The 22,748-nt window shown below is 62.2% G+C and carries 13 protein-coding genes and 1 tRNA gene; 2 read left to right on the forward strand and 12 right to left on the reverse strand.

Features of this window, described 5'->3' with window-relative positions; translation table 11 throughout:
- Position 1 precedes the first annotated feature (1 nt).
- The 10 genes from drmB to ACK4E3_RS03240 all read right to left on the reverse strand — a co-directional run bounded on the left by drmB (position 2) and on the right by ACK4E3_RS03240 (position 18,603).
- A complete protein-coding gene (drmB, locus tag ACK4E3_RS03195) occupies positions 2 to 1,843 on the reverse strand; it encodes a DrmB family protein (RefSeq protein WP_409696254.1) in 1,842 nt (613 codons plus the stop codon).
- The gene (drmA, locus tag ACK4E3_RS03200; RefSeq protein WP_409696257.1) at positions 1,840 to 5,829 is read right to left on the reverse strand and encodes a DISARM system helicase DrmA; all 3,990 of its coding nucleotides are present in this window, start codon (positions 5,827 to 5,829) and stop codon (positions 1,840 to 1,842) included. The genes drmB and drmA overlap by 4 nt, the downstream gene beginning before the upstream one ends.
- 2 nt (positions 5,830 to 5,831) lie before the next feature.
- Positions 5,832 to 9,965, reverse strand: coding sequence for an Eco57I restriction-modification methylase domain-containing protein (locus ACK4E3_RS03205; protein ID WP_409696260.1), 4,134 nt, complete (start codon positions 9,963 to 9,965; stop codon positions 5,832 to 5,834).
- Positions 9,962 to 13,081: a DISARM system SNF2-like helicase DrmD gene (gene drmD, locus ACK4E3_RS03210; RefSeq protein ID WP_409696263.1), complete on the reverse strand. Its 3,120-nt coding sequence runs from the start codon at positions 13,079 to 13,081 to the stop codon at positions 9,962 to 9,964. The genes ACK4E3_RS03205 and drmD overlap by 4 nt, the downstream gene beginning before the upstream one ends.
- Positions 13,072 to 13,470: a very short patch repair endonuclease gene (locus ACK4E3_RS03215; protein WP_409696266.1), complete on the reverse strand. Its 399-nt coding sequence runs from the start codon at positions 13,468 to 13,470 to the stop codon at positions 13,072 to 13,074. The genes drmD and ACK4E3_RS03215 overlap by 10 nt, the downstream gene beginning before the upstream one ends.
- Positions 13,471 to 13,483: 13 nt before the next feature.
- Positions 13,484 to 14,581 (reverse strand): DNA cytosine methyltransferase, encoded by a 1,098-nt coding sequence (locus tag ACK4E3_RS03220; protein ID WP_409696269.1) that lies wholly within the window; start codon positions 14,579 to 14,581, stop codon positions 13,484 to 13,486.
- Positions 14,574 to 14,825, reverse strand: coding sequence for a helix-turn-helix domain-containing protein (locus tag ACK4E3_RS03225; RefSeq protein WP_409696272.1), 252 nt, complete (start codon positions 14,823 to 14,825; stop codon positions 14,574 to 14,576). The genes ACK4E3_RS03220 and ACK4E3_RS03225 overlap by 8 nt, the downstream gene beginning before the upstream one ends.
- A 381-nt stretch (positions 14,826 to 15,206) precedes the next feature.
- Positions 15,207 to 16,124: a plasmid partitioning protein RepB C-terminal domain-containing protein gene (locus ACK4E3_RS03230; RefSeq protein WP_409696275.1), complete on the reverse strand. Its 918-nt coding sequence runs from the start codon at positions 16,122 to 16,124 to the stop codon at positions 15,207 to 15,209.
- A complete protein-coding gene (locus tag ACK4E3_RS03235; RefSeq protein WP_409696278.1) occupies positions 16,121 to 17,029 on the reverse strand; it encodes a plasmid partitioning protein RepB C-terminal domain-containing protein in 909 nt (302 codons plus the stop codon). Before ACK4E3_RS03235 ends, ACK4E3_RS03230 begins: the two co-directional genes overlap by 4 nt.
- Positions 17,029 to 18,603: a recombinase family protein gene (locus ACK4E3_RS03240; protein WP_409696281.1), complete on the reverse strand. Its 1,575-nt coding sequence runs from the start codon at positions 18,601 to 18,603 to the stop codon at positions 17,029 to 17,031. The genes ACK4E3_RS03235 and ACK4E3_RS03240 overlap by 1 nt, the downstream gene beginning before the upstream one ends.
- A gap of 93 nt (positions 18,604 to 18,696) precedes the next feature.
- Between ACK4E3_RS03240 and ACK4E3_RS03245 the strand changes: the two genes are divergently transcribed.
- Positions 18,697 to 19,131 carry a hypothetical protein gene (locus ACK4E3_RS03245; RefSeq protein ID WP_409696284.1) on the forward strand — a complete coding sequence of 145 codons (435 nt, stop codon included), beginning with the start codon at positions 18,697 to 18,699 and terminating at the stop codon, positions 19,129 to 19,131.
- A gap of 986 nt (positions 19,132 to 20,117) precedes the next feature.
- Here the strand turns inward: ACK4E3_RS03245 and ACK4E3_RS03250 are convergent.
- Positions 20,118 to 20,194, reverse strand: a tRNA-Met gene (locus ACK4E3_RS03250).
- A 358-nt stretch (positions 20,195 to 20,552) separates the two neighbouring features.
- Between ACK4E3_RS03250 and ACK4E3_RS03255 the strand changes: the two genes are divergently transcribed.
- Positions 20,553 to 21,773, forward strand: coding sequence for a PQQ-dependent sugar dehydrogenase (locus ACK4E3_RS03255; RefSeq protein ID WP_409696287.1), 1,221 nt, complete (start codon positions 20,553 to 20,555; stop codon positions 21,771 to 21,773).
- On the opposite strand, the gene ACK4E3_RS03260 is transcribed toward ACK4E3_RS03255, so the two are convergent.
- Positions 21,761 to 22,669 (reverse strand): WecB/TagA/CpsF family glycosyltransferase, encoded by a 909-nt coding sequence (locus ACK4E3_RS03260; RefSeq protein ID WP_409696290.1) that lies wholly within the window; start codon positions 22,667 to 22,669, stop codon positions 21,761 to 21,763. The genes ACK4E3_RS03255 and ACK4E3_RS03260 overlap by 13 nt on opposite strands.
- Between the last annotated feature and the right edge of the window lie 79 nt (positions 22,670 to 22,748).

Consider the following 22,748-nt stretch of genomic DNA (forward strand, 5'->3'; position numbering starts at 1 on the left):
ATCAGATCGTCTCGAAAAATGCTGCATCGGGGTTTTCGAGAGTGGGGACCACCAGCGAACGATCGAGGTGGCGATTCCCGCGCTCACAGGAAGTTTCCGAGACGAATGAACATGCGTGACACGCAGCGCCGTGAAGCGACTGATCCTTACTGGGATCGTGTTCCGCGCAGAGGGGATCGGAAGCACAGACGTGCGCGCGATCCAGCGCCTGACGAAGAAGTCGGCCGAGATTTTCAGGCTTCCCGAGTTCTACGAGTCCTCCAAGGGTCCCATCGGAATCAGCTGCGGCCGTGTAAATGAGAAATCCGGCTTGATCTCTGCCGTCCTCGACATCTGCATATATTCGCTCGCGAATGCTCGCGGCGTTATAGCCACACTCCAAGGCCAGTTCCCGGATCAGCATATGCGCGAGGGTGTGCAGCATGACGTAGCGAACCCCCGGATAACCTTGGTTCGGGTCGAGGTTCCGTTTGTGGCGCCATCCGCGGTGCCCCTGCCGTAGCCGTGCGTCGAGGGCTTTTACGGGCTCCTTGCCCGCCCAGGCCTTCAAGGAATCTGCATCGAAGCGGATGAAAATGCCTTCCCCGTGAACTTGGGTGGCCGGCACCCAATTCGGCGCGGCACGTGCGAGTGGAGCCCGTGGAGCTGCGTCGTCCCCTGTGCCCTCATCCGGGGATTCGACCCTCGTAAATCCCAGAAGGGCATTCACCTCGCGCAGGCGTTCCAGCAATAGCACTCGTGTGATCGACGAACCAAAATCCGACGGGACGTCGACCTTTTTGCTCATGAAATGCGGATAGTCGGTGGGCGGGTTCTCGGCCGTAAGCACATCCCATTCAGGCCCTTTAAGGTCATTCTGTTCGATCGCTTGTCCGCCATTGCGATGGGTTTCTATTGCGGACCAGATCTGCTCATCGGTGAACTGCTCGATGCCGGGCAGCTGCGCAGTCTTCTTGAGGGTCTTGACGACGAAGGCTACTTCGGCAGCGGAACCAACGTCTTCGAAGAACGTCCAGCCATCGGCGACTAGCTGGGCCAGAGGACTTCCTATTTGCGGAATTGCGAGAACAGAGAGCGTGACCGGAAACCAGCCGTTGGTTGCGCCGAGGAGGATTGCGCGGGGTTCCTCGGTGCAGTCGTCTTCGAACCGATCCACATGCGGATGTCGCCCACGGCAGCCGGGAAGATTGTCTCGACCCGCCTGACCGAAGGCCTGTGCCATGTTCTTCGATGCGCCGCAGCCGTCGCACTTGACCCACAGATTCTCGGTTTGAAGCGATGCTCCGCTCTCGAAGAATCTCAGCGTCGCTCGGCATGTGCTTGGTCCGCCGTGAACGAACCAGTGCCAAGCGAAGTCATCCAGATGGCCGGCCCGACATGCCATGAGGAAGCGCGCCGGAACAGCATCGGCATCTCTGGCTCTTTGATCGTTGTTCGACCCTCTACACCCCTCATGAACGAAGCGCGTCAATTCCGGGCGGTATCTGTTCTCTTTCAGCTTGAACAAGCCGGCGTCATAGGGTGACAGCAAGCCACATTTGACGCAGCGCAGCCATCTCGGGAAGGGTTTGACAGGTACCCCGATCAGCGCTGCGGCAGAAAACGGATCAACGATGTCCCTTTCGCCGATAGGCGGCATGCGCAATGATTCAACCTGGGGACCGAGCACGCTACGAACGTTGGCAAGCAATCGTGCCTCTTGTATCGGCTGACACCTGTCTTTCTCCCAGCGATCGATCCCCATGGTGACGACCGACATGTTCGGAAGATCGATCAAGGCTCCGGGACCGTAGGTCCAAAGCAACTGGCTCGGTCGAATTTCTCCTACGGGTGTCTTGCTCATTGTTGATCCTCCTCGGGCTGCATCACCCGCGGCCGCCACGTCGGATCACTTGTCGATCGGTCGTCCTCCATCACGAGCCTTACACCGGGCTCGACTTCGCGCATCGACATCGGGACGGTCCAGTCGGTCCAAGGCTTGATGCCCGGCGCCGAGAGCAGCGGATAGGCGGTGGGGCCTGCGCCATGCTTCTGGTAGACGAGCGTGCGGCCTCCGACGCCCGCTTCACTGGCCCATTCGTCGGCTCGACTCTTCATCTCGGCTTCGGTCAAAGCCTTCTTCCCCGAGTCTTCCGTTACCTCCCAGGTACGAGCTGCGATGGCGCCTATCGTTTCCAGCATCTCTTTGCGACTCGGACTATTCATGGCGCCAGCCCCGTCATTCGCCGCGAAGGAATCAAAGGTGTGGCGCATGATCGAAAGCATCGCCCCGGTGAGTCCTCGATCCAGCGCTCGTGGTGAGAATGGGGTGACGGATTGAGCTTCGACATGCTGGTAGAACGTCGCGTGGTAATGCTCGAAGGTCTCGTAGTGCGACAGGTCGCGCGGCCGGGCCCAAGTCAGAACGGTCGCCACTAGTCCCGGAGGCGTCCGGCCTACGCGGCTGGTCGCCTGGATGTACTCGGCCGTTCCCTTGGGCTGACCGTTGACGACCATAACCCCGAGACGATTCACGTCGACACCGACGGACAACATGTTGGTCGCGAGGACGGCATCGATCGGTCGGGCCTCTCCTGGTTTCCGGTTGGTCACCCATTTTCCCTGTACCGGATCGAAAGCCCCTTCGAACGGGACCTCGAGCTGATCGAGGTAGCGGGGAATGTCCTGACTGGAGACGCGCGACGTCAATTCGCTGACCTCGTCGACGCGTCGCTGGGAGAGCCCCGGCCTGTCCACCAAGCTCATATTGACGCGGAAGGAACGTGTCTGGACATCGTCTTCTGCCAGCCGCTTCATGCCACCGAGTTCTCGCAGCGAGTTGAAGTAGCCGACGAGCGTCATGTAGGGGTCGGCCACCGGGCCGAACCGATCGAACAGTGCCTGCGCGGCCGTCAGGAAAGCCGTATAAGTCCTGATCAGGACCGCAGGGCGCGAACTTCCCGGTGCGCAGACGCCCATGTAGCGCCGCCCGGGTTTCTCGCTGATCGGTCTCTGAACCGAGAAGAAGTTGTCCTCGACATCCAGCCCCGAGGGCGGGAACACCGATATTCGCCGCATGAAGACGTTGCGCACTTGATCATCGGCTCGCCGGACGGTCGCGGTCGAGGCAACCACCTTGGGACGAACTTTCATATCGCCCAGAACCCAGCTGCTCAGTTCATCGACGGCCGTCTCGTAAAGACCGACCATCGTACCCAACGGGCCGCTGATGAGATGGAATTCGTCCTGAATGATCAGGTCCGGCGGTCTGATGGCGCGAACTGGCCTCACGCTGGCGGCCGGATATGCGCCCCTCGCTCGGTGCCCAGTGCCGCAGTCATGGCTCGGCCAGAGCAGGCCATGGCGTCCGCATTCCTGATCGATACGGCCGAACAGAGTCCGTACCTGAGGGCGCCAGGCCATCATCGCGAACTTGTCGACGGTTGCGATCATCATCGTCGGTGGACGGTGATAGATTTCCTCGTCGACGACCTTCACGGGAAGCCCCGGATGGGGCTGTCCGCTGGATTTCGCCTTCGAGAAATCGCAGCTACCCAGCCTGTCACCGCAGTGGATCAGTGTCCTGCCGGCGATCCTGTCGACCTCGATGTCACGACCACCGGAGATCTCCGATCCGCACCAAGGGCAGCTGGTCAGCTGTGCGGGCGAAGCGATGCCCGCTTTGTTGCGGTCATTGTTGCGGATGGCCTCCACAGCCTGGTGAGACGCATCGGTGGTCCCAGGTGTCACGCGATTTCCGACCCAAAGGCCGAGCGTGAACGGCTCCGTGCCCCACGTCTTGTCGTCCGCACGGCGGATGACTTCCATCGCGCAAAGCAGCGTCGTTGCCCTCTGGAACTGCTGCAGTGTCAGCAGTCGCAGCGTGTAGCGCATGATGACGGCGAGACCGCGGGAAGCGTCGAGGCCGCCCAGATCATTCTTGAGGCGGCGCATGGCCATGGCGAACGCCGCCACACCGAGATAGGCCTCGGTCTTGCCGCCGCCGGTCGGGAACCAGAGCAGGTCGGCGAACGCCTCGACCGGCTGCGTCCTGTCCGGATGAGCCGGATCGGCGAGCGACGGGATCGATAGCAGCAAGAATGCAAGCTGGAACGGCCGCCACGACCTGTTCTTCGGCACGTCCAACGTGGCCACATCCACGGTCTCGTTTCGCCTGCGCTTCAGAGCGTAGATGCTTCGGACACGCTGCATCGCCATGGACCGATTGGCGAAGCGAAACGCCTCCAGCGCTTTCGGATCCGCAAAGAGTGTGGCCATGCCGTCCCGAAGGCGGCGCAGGATCTCCTCGCAGCGTTCTATGACATCCTTTCCCGGATCATCGAAACCGGTGATCTCGGACCCCAGCCGCGCTTTCTGCTCGTCGATCCAAACGGCGTAGTCGTCGACGAGGCACGAGAGGGCATCGCGCAACGCGTCCGGCACCATCTCGGCCAGACGTGTCATATCCAGCCAGCCCTCGTCGACCATGCGCCGCATGGCTGGGCGGTCCCTGGGGTCGAGGCCGGGCGTTTCGGTGACGGCGACTTCGTAGCGCGGGATGATCTCGGTTCTGACGCGGTGGGCCTTCGTCGGATCCTCGGGCGTCGTATCGGCGTGCACGGATACGCCATGCCCGACGGCAAATTCCAGCCGATTGCGATAGATGAGTGCGAGCCGATCGCGCTCCGCGTCATCGACCACGACGTCGTTGGACGGTCGACGCCGAAACACAGCCCTGTCGCTCTGTCCCTCGGAGGCCTCCACGCTGATCTCCGGTTGGAACAGCCAGGCGCGGTCCTTGTTGTCGTTGGGCTCCAGCTGGCCGTTCACCAGGAACAGGGTGACGAGCCGCTCCCCCTTGTTGTTCGTCCGAACCGTACCCTGCAAGCGGACATCCGGCTGATCCGGATCAGGTGTTGATGGTTTGATCTGACCGTCGACGAGCGGCAATCGGACCACGCCACCGCAAGGGATTCGTTGCCAGACTCTGACTTTCACCTCTTCTTCACGACCGGTTTCGCGGTTCTTACGGGTCTTTACGATGTCATGCTCATCGTTGGGGACACGTTCGTAACGCCCCCATCGTGCATCGACGGCCAATGTCTCGACATCGGGCGCCACGCAGAAGGTGAGGCCCATGCTCGAAGGCACCAGCGACTGATTATTCGTCGTGTCGATCTCATCGAGCGCGTCATCTTCCGGCTCCACGCGGCCCGATACGCTCGCGAACTCCGCGCCGGGCTCGTGCAGCGGCGCCGTTCGCTCATCCTCGAGGTCGCCGCTCTCGTCGGCGGCCGAAGCCGGCTCCACCTGGGGCGCATGGTCGTCGTCCGGCCGACGCGGCGCCAACTTGCCGACGAGGTACCGGTCACGAACGCTCATGTCCTTGATCAGTTCGTGCGGCCCGCCGGCCGGGCCGAGCAGATCGTCACGCACGGCCAGCTCAAGAAGCTCGCGGACATAGACGATATCGTCGATCAGCGGCACCGCCCCCGGATCAGCGATGCCGAGGAGCGGCAGGACACGCAAGAAATCGTCCCATGGCAGCCGCGCGGCAGGTCCGGTCGGCACGGTTAGCCCAAGGTCGACGAGCGGGATCGACGGAGTCACAGGGTGCCAGTGGTCGAAATGGATCGTGGAGCCGCCAAGATCCGAGCGGATACGGAGGATACGGCCGATGCCGGAGACACCGCCATCATCGTTTAGAACGACGACCCAGTGGCCTTCTTCGATCGCGCTTTGACTCGCCGTTCTGCCTTTGACGCGCACGGAATAGCGAGGCGAGTTGGATACTCGCTTGACGATCCAGACGCTGACTAATGGCTCGGTAATCGTGGTCAAATTGGCCATGGTCAATCGCCCCCCTCGATGTTTGTTGGAAGGATGTCTTCAAGGTCGAAAGTCAGTTCGGGCGCAGAAGTCGCGCGTGGTCTCCGCCCACGCGCTTTGCCGGAGGCAGACGTCCCGTCGTGAAGGCCCTGATCGACCTCTTCTTGGTACCGCTGTCTATTCAGCTCGGCCAAGCGATGCAGAACGTCGACGCGAGCCTCCTCCGAAATCGTGAACCGGACCCGATCATTCTCGGGTAGATATGGCACCTCATGGAAGCCATGACCCAGTTTTAGGTCGCCCCAGCCATAAGAATTGGCGACGGCATCATCTATCTGGCGATGTAAGTCGCGAAGCGCCACGATATTCGGATCAATTTCCGAAGCGTTATGGAGCTTATTGTATAGACGCGTTATGCCAACCCCATCCTGCGACATCGTCAAGTTTCTTGCTTTCGCCAGGCGATCTCCAAGCTCAAAAAGCTGATTTCTAACAATACTTGGGAAAACAAATGTCTCGAATGCTGACGTAGTAATATACTTAAGCCTAGTTTCAAGCGTAGAAGATTGCTTTCTGGCCCAGCACTCGTGGAGAGATGAGTTCAGAATGCAAAACATGTCACGTGAATCGCTAGCGATCACCTTGAGCATGTGCGAAAGAACGATCGAATTAGAAACAAGGGAAAATACACAGTATTTTGTAGTTTCTGGTATTGCGATCACCTGATCAAGCGGCGCCTTGGCCGGATCCCATTCTTCGGGGTGACGCTCAAAGGCATGGCCTCGGCCAAGTTTGTGATAAAGACCAGGGCGCTTCTCGCCATACTGCCACCAGCGCTGTGGTAGCGGATTCCTCAGTGCATATTGACCATTTGATTTTCGTCTTTGTCTTTCTGGCTTGACCCGCTCTTCCACTATTCTCCATGGCCCTTCGTACGCCCGCGCCCTCTCTTCCGGCCAGTCCCAAAAGTTGATTGCCCAACGAGTTGGCTGTTGGTCTGCCTCTGAGTTGAGGTCTTGGCCGTTCATATATGGGAACAACACATCGGCATTACGTGGATCTAACGCGATCAAGTCGCTTGCTTCCTCCGGAGTGATGACGAACCCCATCCCAAGAACGATAGAGCCCTGAAAAGCGGTATTTTCATTGGACTTCAGCCGTTGAGGACTCCACTCCTCATGGTCTGAAAGGAAAGCGGAGATATAGGATACCGGTTGTCCAAGCAGTGTCCGCTGCCCGTTCCAATTTCCCTTCTGCACATGAACACGGCTGGTGGCTACGGCCGCCGTTCCCGGCCACGGTTCGTTTGGATACGCAGTACGAATGACCGCCCCGGCCAAGATCATCGCTTCCAACCCAACAAATCTCGTGTCCCCCTCCGAGATCGTATTGACTGCAAGCAAGCCGAAGCCGCCGCCGTTGCGTAGCAACATGAATGAACGCAGAAAGAAGTAAGAAACGAGGTCAGCTGATCCGCGCCGACCTTCTGCAATTTGACCCACGAGCCAATTTCGGAAGGCCGTACCCATTGCTCCGGTGATCCGCTGCCCGCCGAGGAATGGGGGATTCCCCACGATGGCATTGAATCCTTTCTCACGGAGAAACACTTCTGGAAATTCTAATGGCCAGTGGAAAGGTCTTCGTGCTGCTCCGTCCGGCGAATCTTTGGCCAAATCACTCGACGCATCGCGCCGGAGCCTACCCTTTGCTGGGTTGTCACCGCTGGCGGCGGCATCGGCAAATGCAGCTATTGTCTCGATCCGAGTATTCCGCTCCCCTGCGCGCTCTTCAGCGAGGACGATGCCAACGAATGCATCTGCGATGATCGCAGGCAGTTCCAGCTCGCCTCGCGACTGCGCATCAAGCGCTGCCATCGCCTCGACATCGTGGATGTCGCGAATGGGGATGTCCCGCAGCCGGGCACGCAACTCAAGCGCCTTGTCGACGGCCGACCGAATGGTCCGACCGAACAGCCGAAGCTGAGCCTGGCCCTTCGGATTCACGTTGAGCTCGACGAGTTGGTCGAGATCATGAATCCCCAGTAGGCTGTCACCGCTGCGAAGGTTGTGGTCGAGGAAGCCGAAAGGCCGCCCTTTGGACATGGTCGTCAACCAGAGCGAGAGCTTCGCCAACTCGACGGCAAGCGGGTTCCGGTCCACGCCGTAGAGGCAGCGCTCGGCGACGAGACGCCGCGCGAGGATCGCGCGTTCTTCGACGTCCTGTGACAAGGGCTCGAACCCTTCGTTATCGCCTTCGCCAAGGATGCGGCCTTCGCTATCGATCTTCTTCCCATTCGCTTCGATAACCGACCAGGCCTCGACCAGCCGGTCGGAAAGCCAGCGGCACGCCTGAACGAGGAAAGCGCCCGATCCCATGGCGGGATCGCAGACTTTCAGGTCGAGCAGCTCCTTGGCGCTCTTCAGCTCCCATTCCTCTGGCGCCACGCCCTCGGCCGGGCCGCGATAGGCGACTGCGGTGAGCGTCTCCTCCACGATCTTCTCAGTCAGGCTCTTCGGCGTGTAGTGCGTCCCGCTCTCACGCCGGTCGGCGCCGAGGACGACGACGAAGGCACCGGAATGATGGACGAGCGGATAGCCCCACGGATCGGTCCGCAAGAGGGGTGCAAAGGGGAGAAGGCGGTCGCGCAGGCCAATGTCACCACGGCAGACGGTGAGCAGGCGCGTGGCGAGACGATCGTCGGCCCCCCGCTCAAGGGCATTTCGGATGGCGGACTCAGAGCGTTCGCTCCGTTCCTTCAGCAGCTCCGCAACCCTCGCCATTCCGTCGAGGCGCGCGGACTCCATCTCGCCGAGCGTCGCGCGCGGGCTCTTCGCCTTCGCACCGCTGTCGAGTTCCAGCGTCACATCCTCGACGCGCTTCACCGTGCGTTCGAGGAGACCCTCGTAGACATGGCCGATCTGCTCGACGTCCAGCGCACGATAGGACAGCGTGCGGCCTTCGAAGGTCTGGATCGCCTCCAGCAGGAGCAGAACGGTGCGGTCGTCGATCGGCAGAGGCTCCGCGGAGTCGGTGCGCCAATTCGTTCCCTTCTTGCGCCCCTCAAGGAAGGGATAGCGGTCGGGATCGAACAGCGAACCGCCGAGGGCCGGAAGGCGGAGAGTCGGGTGATCGATGCCGCCATAGACGCCACGAAACAATGCGAGCAGACGAGACCATGCCGACCGGCGGCGCTCAAGGATCTCTTCGGAATCCGCGCGCAGCTGCATCCGCAGGCTGGAGATTGCATAGAAGGAGTCGTAGCGAGGATCGCCGAGCAGCAGTAATGCGCGCTCTTCGGCAGCCAGCAGGAAGACGAGCCGCATCATGACCGTCAGACCGGCCTCGTAGAGCTCGCGGGGATCGACGTCGCGCAGTAGCTCGCGATTGCGGTCCTGATCAGCACGATCCAGAGCCTGAACGAGCACTTCGACGGCCCGCCGGACCTGTTCGCCCAGCGCCTCGGTCACATCGTCCTGGTGCTTGAGGGACCGTTCAAAGAGTGCAGGCAGCTTTCCCTCGTCGGGTCCGAAGAAGCGACGGACGCCCAGAAGGCTGACGAAGGCACGCAATGTCTCCGGTTCTTGTCCCCAGAGACGTGCATACCAGCTGGCGAAACCCGCCACGGCCCCGACGGGCGCATGGACGAGCATCCAGCGCTCACCATTGGTGACGATGCCGATGGCGCATCCCGTCGCACGGAGCAGGGCAACCATCCGATCGGCCGGCGTGATGGCAAGGCCGTGGAAACGGTGAGTCGCATCGAGATCGGTGTCGGGATCGTAGACGTGAATGAGCAGGAGCGGTTCGTCGCCATTCGTCGGATTCACCACCGCCAGATCGGGCGCGACCGTAACCCCATGCTCTGGCAGTGCGACCGTCAGGCGCTCGGGCAAAGCCCCGATGCGACGCAACACCGCGTCATCCATCTCCAGGGCCGTGGTCAGTACGTCGTCGATCCATGCCGCGTGCAGGGAAGGCAAGTCGAGGTCGTCCATGTCGACGGCATCGCGCCATTCCTCATATGTTCGACGCAATCGCTGGGGGCGGCCGGAAGGAAGAGCTTCGAGACCTTGGGGAAAGACTTCCTTCAGTACGGGCACCGCCAGGAAGGGGCCCGATACTTCGATGAGATTCAGCCATTCGTGATCGGTGCTCATCCGCGCTTCTCCGTCACGAGGGCGTTCGGCACCAACAGGAGGACGGCCACCGGGAAGGTGTGCTCGATGGCGTTGGAGTGCCGTTCTTCGATCGCCAGCAGTTCCTGTTCTCGTTCCTTCGGGATTCGGGCCAGGCGTGCCTCGAGGGCTGCCCGGTCGCGCTTTAGCTGAGTGCGCTCGTCTTCGGAGAACAGGGAAAGCTGTACGGGCTGCTGTTCTGCCGCGATTTCATTCTTCAGCGCATGCTCGAGGTCGTCCAGAACTTGACGAATGTCATCGGCTTCCTTCCGTTTCCGGTTCTCGATGGTGTTCACGAGAAAGCGCAGTCGGTCCTTCGAGCGAGCTTCGACGGCGGCCAGAATGGCATCGCGCTGTTTGTCGAAGCGGGTCCGCAAAGCATCGAACGTCGGATCCGCAAGCGCCGCTGGGAGAGATTCCTCCAGCCAGCGCCGAACCTCGGTAACCCGTTCCTCCCGCCGAAAGCCAGAGTCGCGCAGATATCCCCCTGCTTCCGTGAGCTCCTCGTGCAGGCGGTGATGGTTCCCGCCGGTCACGACGAGCCGGGACATCACGACCACGGCCGGTCCCTCGATACGACCATCCGGGAGCGAGCGCACGGTGACTCGGTGCAGTTTCTTCACGTCATCGCGCGCCCATATCTCCGCACGCAGGAGACGAAGACTCATTTGGACCAGACGGTGGTTCAGGTGGACGAGAACCACGTCGTCTCGTCCCCTCGCGACATCGTGGTCGAAGGTGATGGGCCGAATCTTCTGATTATAAGGGTGTTCTAGCCCCTCCAGGCACCGCGACCATGATCCCGTCAAAGACGGCATGCGAAAGACGGTGCCGTCCGGCGCTCCAGACAGTGAGATTGGTTCGAGGTCGGGTTTGTCTGCGAGACGCAGAGCCGTGCGCACGGCCCGTTCGATGTGATCGGGCACGAGACTCTGCTCGCGCCGGGTCTCGTTCAGTCGCTCGTGGAGCTTGGCGACACGTTCGCGCAGATCACGCTCAGCCTTCACGAAACGACGCGACTTCTCCATCCGAGCTTCGGCTTGTCGTGTGTCGAGATCGCGACGCCGTCCCTCGAGGAGGTCCGGTAGCTGAGGTGCAATGACCGGGTTGACGCTGCCCATGTCCGCGCGCATCGCATCCAGCTTTCGGAGAGCGCGTAGAATGTCGTCTCCGTGGCCACCCTCAGCATCCACTGGATGCCAGATCACGACCTCGCTGGCACGTTGACCATGGCGGTCGATGCGACCGTTCCGCTGCTCCATGACGTTGGGATTGTAAGGAATCTCGAGGTGGATCATCAGGTGGCAATGGTTCTGGAGATCGATCCCCTCCGAGGCAGCATCGGTCGCCAACAGGATTCTCACAGGCGATTCCGAGGGATCGGCCTGAAACGCCGCCTTCACGGCCTCACGCTCCTTCGGATCCATGCCGCCGTAGATTAGAGCCAGCCGCTCAGCCCCGAAGCCTTGGGCTGCAAGGATCTCGTGCATCCATTGCTGTGTAGCGCGGTACTCGGTGAACAGGATCACCCGCTCGTTCGTCCACCGTTCCCCATCCTTCAGATGTTTGGCCAGCCAGTCCAACAAGGCATCAGCCTTGGCGTCGGTTCGGCGGGCCGCTTGCTGAGCCCATGAGCGTAACCGATCGAGCATCCGACGTTCTTCGGCGGTCGGCGGTCGGATGTGCTTTCCAGCCACCTCGATCGCTTCTTCCTCGGCGGCGTCTCGCTGGGCGTCGTCCGCGTAGTCCTCCTCTGTCTTCGCAATGGCCCGCCGGAGAATGCGATCATCGAATTTCTTCTGGCCGCGCTCACTCGACGCCCGACCTTCGGTCGTCGAGATATGCCGCTCCAGCGTGGCTGCGAATGCCGCGGGAGACGAAGAGAGGCGCTTGCGCAGCAACTGGTGCACGAAGTGATCGACCGCACGCCTGCCATCATCGCCGCTCTCACGGCTTTTGATGTATGCTTCGAGTTGCCGCCGAACGTCCCTCTCTTCATCCGAATACTCGATCGGCAGTGCTTCGAGTCGCCTCTCGGGATAGATACGCTTGCCGTTGGCATCGACGAGATCGCTCTTGAGGCGGCGAACCATCACCCGGGCGAGTTGCGGATCGCTGGGCAGCACGTTTCTTGCAAACCGCTGGTCGTCAAGGAGCTCGAGCAACGCAGTGAAGGATTCCGTATAGCCGTCGTGCGGCGTAGCCGTGAGAAACAGCTTGTGCTGGAAGTGGGGCGCGGCGAGTCGCACCAACCGTGTCCGAAGGCTCTCGACTGCATATCGGCCGACGGTCGGAGCGACGTTGTGGGCCTCGTCGATGATCAGCAGGTCAAATTTTCGAGGATGACTTACGTGCTGCGGCAAAGCATCGCGCAGGAGGCGCAGGCCTTCACCCTGCTTCGCCCAGTCCATCGATGTTATGAGTCTGGGAAAAGACGTCCACGGATTGGCATGCAGGCCCCGCTCGCGGCGCAAACGCTTGACGTATTCCGTATCGACGATCCGGAACTCGAGCCCGAACTTCTCCTGCATTTCGATGCGCCACTTTTCTTGCAGAGAGGCGGGGCAAAGCACCAGAACGGTGCGGGCGCGATGACGTAAGAGCATCTCTTGGACGACGAGCCCGGCCTCAATGGTCTTTCCGAGGCCGACGTCATCGGCGATCAGCAAATTGGTGCGCGCCATGTCGATGGCACGCACCAGCGGATCCAACTGGAAGTCTTCGATGCTGACACCGCTGCGGAATGGCGCCTGTAGATAGCCGCGGTCTGCATTCGTAGCAGCGCCCCAAAGGACGGCATCGAGGAATGCCTGAAGTGTCGGAGGGTCGTCCAAGCCGGTCATTCGAGGCAATCCGGCCCGCTCGATTACATGCGCGCCGGGTTCGAGTTCCCAAAGCACCTCGATTTCCTCGCCGAGCGCATCCTCATCAATGGAAGCAAGTCGAACCAGATGTCGCTGGGGGAACCCGGGCGCGATCGTGCCGCCGTCGACCTCGGAAACGATCCATTGGCGGCGGCGAGCCTCGACCAACTGGCCCGGCTCAGGGGCGGTATTGTGAGCGATCTTCGCTGCGATCTCATCTGCATTCATAGACATGGGCCGCCTCCATCCTTCCTGCGTGCGCCGACGAGCTCAGCGATGCGAGCCGCGGCATCGCTGGCATCTTCGTGCTCCCAAATCCGCACGATCGTCCAACCAAGTGCGTTCAGCCGCAGATCGGTATCGGCATCCCTGGCGCGATTGGTCTCGATCTTTTCACGCCAGAACTCGGCGTTGCTCTTCGGCCAAGAGGCATGCTCGGGACAACCATGCCAGAAGCAACCGTCGACGAAGACGGCGATCCGAACACTGGGGAAGACGATATCGGCGACGCGTCTGGGCTTCGTCAGCAACGGCACGTGCAGGCGATATCTAAGACCCTTGGAATGCAGCACCCTGCGCAGGTCGATCTCTGCCTGCGTGCCCTTCTGCCGGACGCGAGCCATCCGACGGCTGGCTTCATGCGACGAGGGACTTACGCGCGACATCCGCGACGGCTCCCTTCTTTTTTCTTTTCGTCCTCTCGGCTTCGATCCCGAGATGGCTCGCGATACTCTTGCCTATCACTTCGCCGAGAGTGACCGGTACCGCGTTCCCGATCATGCGACCCAACGCCTTGAAATGAACGGGAGCCCCTTTCGGAATGAAGGAATAGGACTTGGGAAATCCCTGAAGGATCGCCCCTTCACGCAACGAGATGGCTCGATCTTGTTCGGGGTGTCCGAACCGGCCGTTCCCGAAACCGTAGAATTGTGTGGTCAGGGTTGGCGCCGGTTCGTCCCATACCATTCGTCCGTAGACCCCCGGATAGGTATGGCCCGTTTCACGGCGATGGCAGGCGGCGACGAGATGGTCCGGCCAGTCTCGCCAAGTGCCACCTGGACGAGAGGCACGGATTCTTTCGAGGTTCAGATCGGAGAGCTTGGATGCCGCATGCAGCCGGTCCTTTGGATGGGCACCACCCTGATCGATTATCGCAAGTCGGCCGATCGCCGAGCGAACGGTGACTGGACGATCATGTGTCGGCGCGACTAATTCAATGGGACCAAGCCGGGAGGCTAAGAGCACCATGCGTCTCCGACTTTGCGGTAGCCCGTACAAAGAGCAATCGACCACCCCTTGCTTGACGTGGTACCCCATCTTCTGCAGCGTTTCGACGAAGTCGTCGAAGACCGCATGCTTGGCCACGGACGGGACATTCTCCATCGTGACCAAGTCGGGGTGCGTCGCTTTGATCAGGCGGCCGAACTGGTAGAGCAAGCCCCAACGGGGGCTACCAACGACATCGTAACGCTGGGCATAGGTCGAGAATGGCTGGCAGGGCGCGCACCCGGCGAGCACGCGGATTTCAGCATCACCGAACAACTCGTCGAGACGCTTGGGAGTCAGACGTCCCACATCCTCATTGATGAATTTCGCCGCGTTATTGGCTTCAAAGGGGTGACGGCATGCCTCATCGACGTCTATGCCCGCAACGACCTTGATGCCTTCAGAAATCAACCCATGCGTGAGGCCGCCGGCCCCGCAGAAAAGGTCGACGCACGCAATATCAGCCATCCGCTTTCCCTCCTCCCGCATGCTTCTCCCTCTGTGAAGTATGCCCCGATGTTTCTGCTTCTCTGTAATCGTCCGATGCTTTTCCGTTCCTTACCCAGTCATCGACTTCGCCAGTTTTGAACTTCCAAAGTCGCCCGACCTTATGAGCAGGCATCTCTCTCTTACTTATCCATCCGTAGATCGTGTCTTTGCTGACGCCGAGATGTTCAGCGATTTCTTCTACAGAAACCCAGCGGTCGGACATGATACGGCCCTCGAGAGGTCAGCCTTCTCCAAGTTCTCACTATCTCACCCGACTCAGCAGGAGTAAACGGGTTCAAGGCGGGTTTCGTCCGATTTGGTGGTATTTGACCGCGCCTGGGCGGAGATGATCGCGATGGCACCATTCATGAGCAAGCGCTTGGGCGTGCCGGGAAGCCCATCGACGCTCGACCGGCACGCCCATCCCGCGTCATGACCGACACCACGCCGGCCACGCGGCCGGCGAAAACTCGAGCCGGCCTGGTGGGCTCCGAGCGGGTTCGCCGCCATCCCCACCACCGCGCTCGATCCGCCCCACAGTGCGGCGTCTCCCGCGGTCCCCGCGCTTATCGGGTCCGGGTCCCCATCGGTCGTCGTGATCCTGTCAGGCTGCCTCGGGCGGCAGCGTGGATGTCATGTCCGCGATCGCCTGGAACTCTGTCAGGAACTCGGGACGATGCTGCATGAGGTAGCGAACCACCCGGGCGTTCCCGAGCAACTTCGCGAGGTAGCCCTTGATGACGGTCAGATGCAGGTGATCCTGACCATAGGTCTCCTGAATGGAGGTGATAGACTCCTGCAGGCGGGCCAGCTCGCTCTCCATCCGGGCCATGGCTTCGGGCGTGATGCCCTTGATGCGCTTGGGCTTCGCACCTTCCGCAAGCTGCGTCTGCGGCGTGCCGGCCAGGATCGCCGAGGCATAAGCGACCGAGTAGTTGTTGGCGTTGACCAGCAGTTCGGCGGCCTCGAGCTGGCGCAGCGGCTTCATTTTCCGGAGGATCTCGAACACGGCCATTGGACAGGGCTTGTCCTTGAGGATGGCGACTGTCTCATCGCAGATCCCGTTCAGCATGCGGACCTTCCGGCGGACGCTCTGGGGATTGATGTCCAGCGCCTTGGCGATCTTTTCTTCCGGAACGCCGCGCTCGATGGCGCGCCGGATCATCTTGTGCTCCTGGACCGGCGACAACCGGCTGATCCGCTTGTTGTAGGTGAAGGCTTCGTCGTCGGTGGAGACCAGGCACTCGACCTGTTCGATGCCGAGATCCTTCAGCACCTCAATGCGAACATGGCCATCCAGCAACAGGAAGGTGCCCGGATTCGCGGGATCGCGGGCGACCACGGGCGGTTCGACCAGACCAACCTCGCGGATCGAGGCGGTGATCTGCTGGTATTTCTTGCTGGATTTCGTGGCGGTCCTGAGCACCCGTACCGGCAGAAGGGCGTCCACAGGCAGCGTCACGCAGTCGTCCTCAAAGGCATGACCGACGACATCGGAAAGGCGGCGATCTTTCCGTGTCATGGATCCGTCCTCGCGTGTTCCTCCAGATAAGTGGGCATCACCTCGAGGCTTTCGGCACGCAGCAGCGTCAGGAAGTTCTCGTCGCTCCGCAGCGAGCGGAACGCCTCCGTGACAAACAGAAGCCGGCCTTGGGTCAGTTCCGCCTTCTTGATCATCAGCTTCTGGCGATCGGCCTCCTGACGATAGGCGCGCACGAGCGCATCGCTGGTCAAGGGGCGCCCGGAGCGGTTCACCTTGCGGCCGAAGGGCGTTTCATCGACGCGCCGCCCATGGCGCTGGCGCCGTTCCAGCAGGCGCCGCACGGCCGCGAACTTCTTCCCGCGCAGCTTCTTCTCCGTATAGGCATCCATGAGCGCCCGCTGGGCACCTTCGTCGTCCGCTCTGGAAATTTCGATCGCGAGGTTCAGCGGCATGAGGCCGGTCTCGACGGCAGACACGAGACGCTGCTCACCTCGCTCCAGCAGCCCGGCGATCATGTTGACGTATTCGGGGCTGACCCCGATCTTGTCGGCGATCTCGCGGTCGTTGTAGCCGCGCTTCCGGAGGGTGCCGATTTCCTGCATCAGGTCGATCGCGCGATGCTGACGCCTGGCGCAATTCTCGACGAGGCTCATGACCAGGCAATCGCTCTCGTCGGCATCAATCACGATGGCGGGGATGGCGTCCTGCTTCAGTTCGATGAAGGCTTCAAGCCGCCCCTGGCCGCAGACGAGGTCGTATTCTGCTGGCTCCGTGTCTCCGCGCCGGGTCACGGTGATCGGGCGCTTGAGGCCGATGCGCGCGATGCTCTCGACCATTTCCTCGAATGTTCGCCGGTTGCGCACACGCGGATTGAGGATCCGGATCCTGTCGGTCGGGATGAGGGTCACATGCTTGTGGTCATCGGGCGGAATGTCGTCGGGCATCAGGCCACCTCCGAGAATCTGGCCCTGCCGGCCATTGCGAAGAAGAAATCGAGCGTGTCGAAGCGATAGGCATCGAGAGACAGGCCGTTCTGCTCGGCGAGCCGAAGCCGATCCGCGGTCATGTCGATGCTCGGGAGGACGTAGTAGTCGCGTGGCGCCGCGTTCAGCTCGTCCATGCGTATGGCGATGGTGATGTCCGGCAAGAGCCCCGTATCGAGGCGGATGCGCCAGCGCAGCGAGCCTGCCGCGGTCTCGAAGCATCGCGACAGCACGACCGATACCGTGAATTCACCGTTGACGGTCAGCAACTCGGTCCGGGGATCCTGGACGGAACTGCCACCGGCGTTTTCGATCCCAGCAATCACGTCGGCAACGATCTGTGGATGAGCCTCGCGGAGCTTGCGGTTGATCTCGATGTACCGGTAGTCCCGGTCGGGCTGATAGCCGACCATCTCATAGGCCCGCAGCAGGCTACCGAACCGGGACCGGAACGCGCTCGATGACGGCGTGTCCTCGTGCTCGTCGATGACCAGCCCGGAAAGGAAACCCCTGCTGGCAAGCAGAGCCCTGAGTGCGTCCAGCAGGTCCTGGTCGGAAAGATGGCGACTGCGGGCATCGACGATTTCCCGGGCGCGCAGGAACAGTGCCTCATCGACGATGGCCGGATAGGCGCCCTCGGCGCGGATCCACATCTCGCGCGGGTTCACCACCCGGCGCTGTTTCAGCTTGAAGGAGATCTTGTTGAAGACGTTGTTGCCAATGTATTTCTCGTTGGTCAGCACCTGATGGACCGTCGCCCGCGTCCATGGCCGGTCGAGATCGGTGCGCAGTCCGTCGGCGTTCAGGGCATCCGCGATCTCGCGCTCGGATCGGCCGTCCTCCACGAACATGCGATACATGCGCCGGACGACGTCCTGTTCGTCCTCGGGGCCGGGAACGAGAATGACCCTGTCGGTCTGAAGGCTCTTCTGCTCGCCGCGCGACAACTCGCCCTTGGGATTGCCGTGCTCGTCGATCAGCACCCGGCGCAATCCGTATCCGGGCGCACCGCCCTGGCGGAAACCGAGTTCGACCAGGCGGCACTGGCCCGCGAAAACCTTCACCGAGAGTTCGCGGCTGTATTCGCCCGCCATGACCCGCTTGACGGTTTTCAGCAGGTTCGAGCCGATGCTGCCGTCATTCTCGAACTGCTCGCCGCAGTAGTGGACACGGATCCCGGCGCGCGAGCAGACATGCTCATGGTAGGCGCCTTCGTCAGCATCCTGAAATCGGCCCCAGCGGCTGACGTCGTAGACGAGGATCGCCTTGAAGTCGGCTCGCCCGGATTCGACCTCTGCCATCAGGTTCTGCAACGCCTCTCGGCCGTCGAGACGTAGTCCGCTCCGACCTGAATCCTCGAAGACGCGCAGGATCTTCAGGCCGCGGGCTTCCGCGTAGCTGCGGATGACGTCGAGCTGGTTCTCGGTCGAGTATTTCTGGTGATCGGTCGACATCCGGACATAGGCGACCGCAGGCACATCCACCTCGGGCGGCCCGTCGCTACTATCCGAATTGGTCGTCCAACGACCGCCCAAGCACGCATCTCCTCGTCATTCCAGGCAAATTCGTCCAATCCGCGCGGAGCTGCGGCTGAATCCCCGTGTCCATGTAACGCGAGGGAGTCTGGAATGTCGTTTCCGAAAAAGGGCAAGTTCTTTCCGAAAGATAACGGGTATACTGGGAATGGTCGGCACGAGCCGAACAACTGGTTCGCCGCTGAGATCGCATCGACCCTGAAGCGATCACTCGGAGACAGCCGGGCGGGGGCGAAGATCGTCGCCTCCTGGACCGGCGCCAACGAGAAGACAGTGAAGAACTGGTTCGCCGGCAGATATGGTCCGAGCGGAGAGCACCTGGTTGCTCTGGCGCGACACTCCGACGAGGTGCTGGGGATGTTCCTCGCAATGGCCGGGCGTGAGGAGCTGATGGTGGCCGTGAAGCTCGCGGCCGCAGAGCAGGCGATCGAGGAGCTGTTGGTGGCGGTCCGCCGGCTGACGGCCGACGATGAACCCGACGCCACCGAGGCATCGCCTGACGGGGCGGATTTTACCGTCCGCCAATGACGCGCAGGATTTCGCAACGCTCCCGTGCTATCTGATATGGCACGGGAGAGAGTTGGGTGCCTGAGTCAGCCGCTCCGCCACTCCTCCCGTCCTAGACACTCAAGAACATAGCCCTCCTGAACAGGTCGAGGGATCAGCTCTGCGATCGTAGCGTGGCGGAGCGTTCTGATTCACTGATCCCTTTGGCTGGTTTAACTGGTCGCCCGAGGCTCTCCAGAGGCGCCTCATCCGCCGCCCTCCCACTCAAGACGTGTGCCTTGTCCGGCTGGAGGATGCTCGCCATACAAGGCCCGCCCCCTGCCCGGCCCTGTCCGCCCAGACAAGTTCGCGCTGGACTGTCTATGCCTTCTGAGACTTATGGTTGCACGAGCAACCCTTTCTCGGACATCATCTGCTCGAGTAAGGTCACTGGGCGCGCGACACCGGGGGATGGAATGAACAGACTGATGTTAATGGCGGCCTTGCTTGCAGGCCTTCCAACCCCGAGCGGCGCACAAAGCATCCCTGACGGCGTCTATAGTTCTGCAGAAGGCCCGTCCGAGATGTGTGGTCTCGTTGGAGCGAACGCCAGCGATCTTCTCACGGCCGCCCACCGGTCGGCTGAGCTCAGGCCCATGCCAATCGCCTCTGACCGTTTCATAATGTTCTCAGGCGGCAGTTCTATCATGTATCAGCTCGTCGCCACCTTGCCCTCAGAGGCAGCGTATCCGGCGGTCACGTGCCGTGAGGTGTATGAGGAAGACGGCGCTGTCCGAATGAGACGATCCATGCGCTGCGATGCCGAACGCGCTGATTGTGATGCACTTTTTCTGGAGTTTCACACCCTGGACCAGGAAATAATTCGACAGTTGCAAGACGCTGGCCGCTAACAACCGCCACTTTCTCGACGGCTGCAGAGATTCACATGCGGCTGTGCCAGTCTGCAGCTCAAGCCGCTTGGCCTGGCATTGAGCCTGGCACCGGGCATGGAGCATGCGAGGTGATGATGGTGGCTGGGGGCGGGCTCGAACCGCCGACCTGTGGGTTATGAATCCACCGCTCTAACCAGCTGAGCTACCCAGCCGCGTCGTGATCCCGCAGGGGCGGAGCATCGCGCGAGCGAGCGCTATATAGCGCGTGTGCCCCGACTTCAAGCGCGAAGCGCGCACAGGGCATCGCCCGGCTCTCATCCCTGCCCGCCCGGCCCTGCCCCGCCCCTCGCGGCCTGATGTGCATTGCGGGCCCTGCGCGTGCTGCGAGCGCGGCTCGCGCAGATCACAGCGGGCGGGCGAGCGGGTTCGTGGGGCGCAAGGCAGAGAGCAGGCCCGCTTGCCAGGCGCTGAGGGAGCCCTAATTTCGTAACCGCGCCGGGAACAGTCGCCAGCCACCGGCGTTCGTTGACGAAGCCCAGAAACACGTCCCGCCATGCCGGAGGATCGCCCATGCGTCTGTTCGCCCTTGTGTCCGTCGCCGCCCTTCTGATGGCCTGTGATGCCACCGGCCAGAACAGCCCCGCAGCGCCCGGCGCACCGGTCGAGACCAGCCCGCCCAATGCCCGCAACCAGCAACCCGCCTTCGAGGGCCAGACCCGCGCACCGGGCGTGCGCACCGAGGCCACGCTGTCGCATCAGGTGATCGCCGAGGGTCTTCAGAACCCCTGGGCGCTGGCCCTGCTGCCCGATGGCAACTGGCTGGTGACGGAGCGACCCGGTCGCCTGCGCATCGTCAGCGCCTCGGGCACGGTGGGTGAGCCCATCGCAGGCGTGCCCGCCGTGGTGGCCGAGCGTCAGGCGGGCCTTCTCGATGTGACGCTGAGCCCCGGCTTTGCCAGCGACCGCACCATCTTCCTCGCCTACTCCGAAGCGCGTGAGGGCGGAGGCAACGGCACCTCGGTGGCGCGCGCGCGTCTGTCGGAAGACTACACCCGCCTCGAGGACGCGCAGGTGATCTTCCGCGCCGTGCCTTCCTATGGGAACTTCATGCACTATGGTGCGCGCATCGTGTTTGATCGCGAGGGGCGCCTCTATGTGACCCTGGGCGAGCGCTCGGACGTGGCCACGCGCGGCCAGGCGCAGGACATGGACTCGCACTACGGCAAGGTGGTGCGCATCAATGCCGACGGCTCGGTGCCCGCCGACAACCCGTTCGTGAACCAGTCAGGCGCCCTGCCCGAGATCTGGTCGCTGGGTCATCGCAATGTGCAGGGCGCGGCGCTCAATCCGTCATCCGGCGAGCTGTGGGCGGTGGAGCACGGCGCGCGCGGCGGTGACGAGATCAACATCGCCCGCGCCGGTCAGAACTTCGGCTGGCCGCTGGTGGCCTATGGCATCGAGTATCGCGGCGGCGAGATCGGTCAGGGCATCACCCAGATGGAGGGCACCGAACAGCCGATCTATTACTGGGACCCGTCCATCGCGCCGGGCGGCGTCGCCTTCTATGAGGGCACCATGTTCGAGGGCTGGCGCGGCAATCTGCTGGTCACGGCGCTGGCCGGTCAGCACCTGGCGCGGCTGGTGGTCGAGAACGACCGCATCGTGGGCGAGGAGCGCCTGCTGACCGATCTGGGCGAGCGCATCCGCGACGTGGCGGTCGGCGCGGACGGGGCGGTCTATGTCGTGACCGACGAGTCCAACGGCAAGCTGGTGCGCCTCTATCGCGACTGAGGACGCAAGAGCCGCGCCGCGCGCGCAGGCAGCCACAGCATCGCCGCCAGCACGGCGCGCAAGGCCGCGTGGCGCTGGCTGACGGCCTCGTGGCTGAGCGCGTGATGCAGCTCGGGCAGCAGCAGCCACGGCTCGATCATGTAGCGCCGCGCCAGGCGCACAGGATCGTGCACCAGACGATAGAGCCACTCCAGCCCTGCCCGCCCCATCCAGCGCGGCGCTGCCTTCTGCACCCCGGCCTCATAGTCGAAGGCTGCACCGACCGAGAGCACCGCCATGGGAGGAAGCTGCGCGATCACGCCCGCGATCCAGTTCTCCTGCCTGGGCATGCCCATACCGACCATCAGCACATCGGGCTGGTGCTCGCCCAGCCAGCGCACGATGGCCGCCGTGTCCCCAGACGCCGGGTCGGCATCAAAATAGCCGTCGCGCGCGATGATCCGCACGCCGGGCCAGCGAGCCATGAGAAGCTCGGCTGCGCGCTCGGCCACACCGGGCGCCCCGCCGACATAGGCCAGGGTGATGCCTCGGGCGGCGGCCTGCTCAAAGAAGGCCTCCCGCCAGTCCAGATAGGTGCAGCGGTGCTCGGCACCCACCTCATGACCCAGCAGGCGCGCCAGATGAATGAGCGGCGTGGAATCGATCTCGACCACATCGGCGCGGGCATAGAAGGCCTGCATGGCCGCACTCGTGCGAACCAGAGCCAGCGAATGAAGGTTGTGATTGGCGATCAGGATGGTGCGCCCGCCAGCACGCGCGCCCAGCATCAGGGCGATGACCTCGGACGCAGTCACCGCGTCCATGCGCTGGCCCATGAGGGTCAGGGTGCGCACCGGCCCCGCCTCGCGCCCGGCACGCGGTTCCACCCTTGTGCCGATGGCCACATCGCTTCCCATGCGCTCACCATAAATCCGCCCCGTTCAATGTCAGGTTAGGCAACAGGGTTAATCCGTTGACCCCCGCGCGCGACATCGC

It is taken from the genome of Brevundimonas sp. (assembly GCF_046299595.1).
Lineage (GTDB): Bacteria > Pseudomonadota > Alphaproteobacteria > Caulobacterales > Caulobacteraceae > Brevundimonas.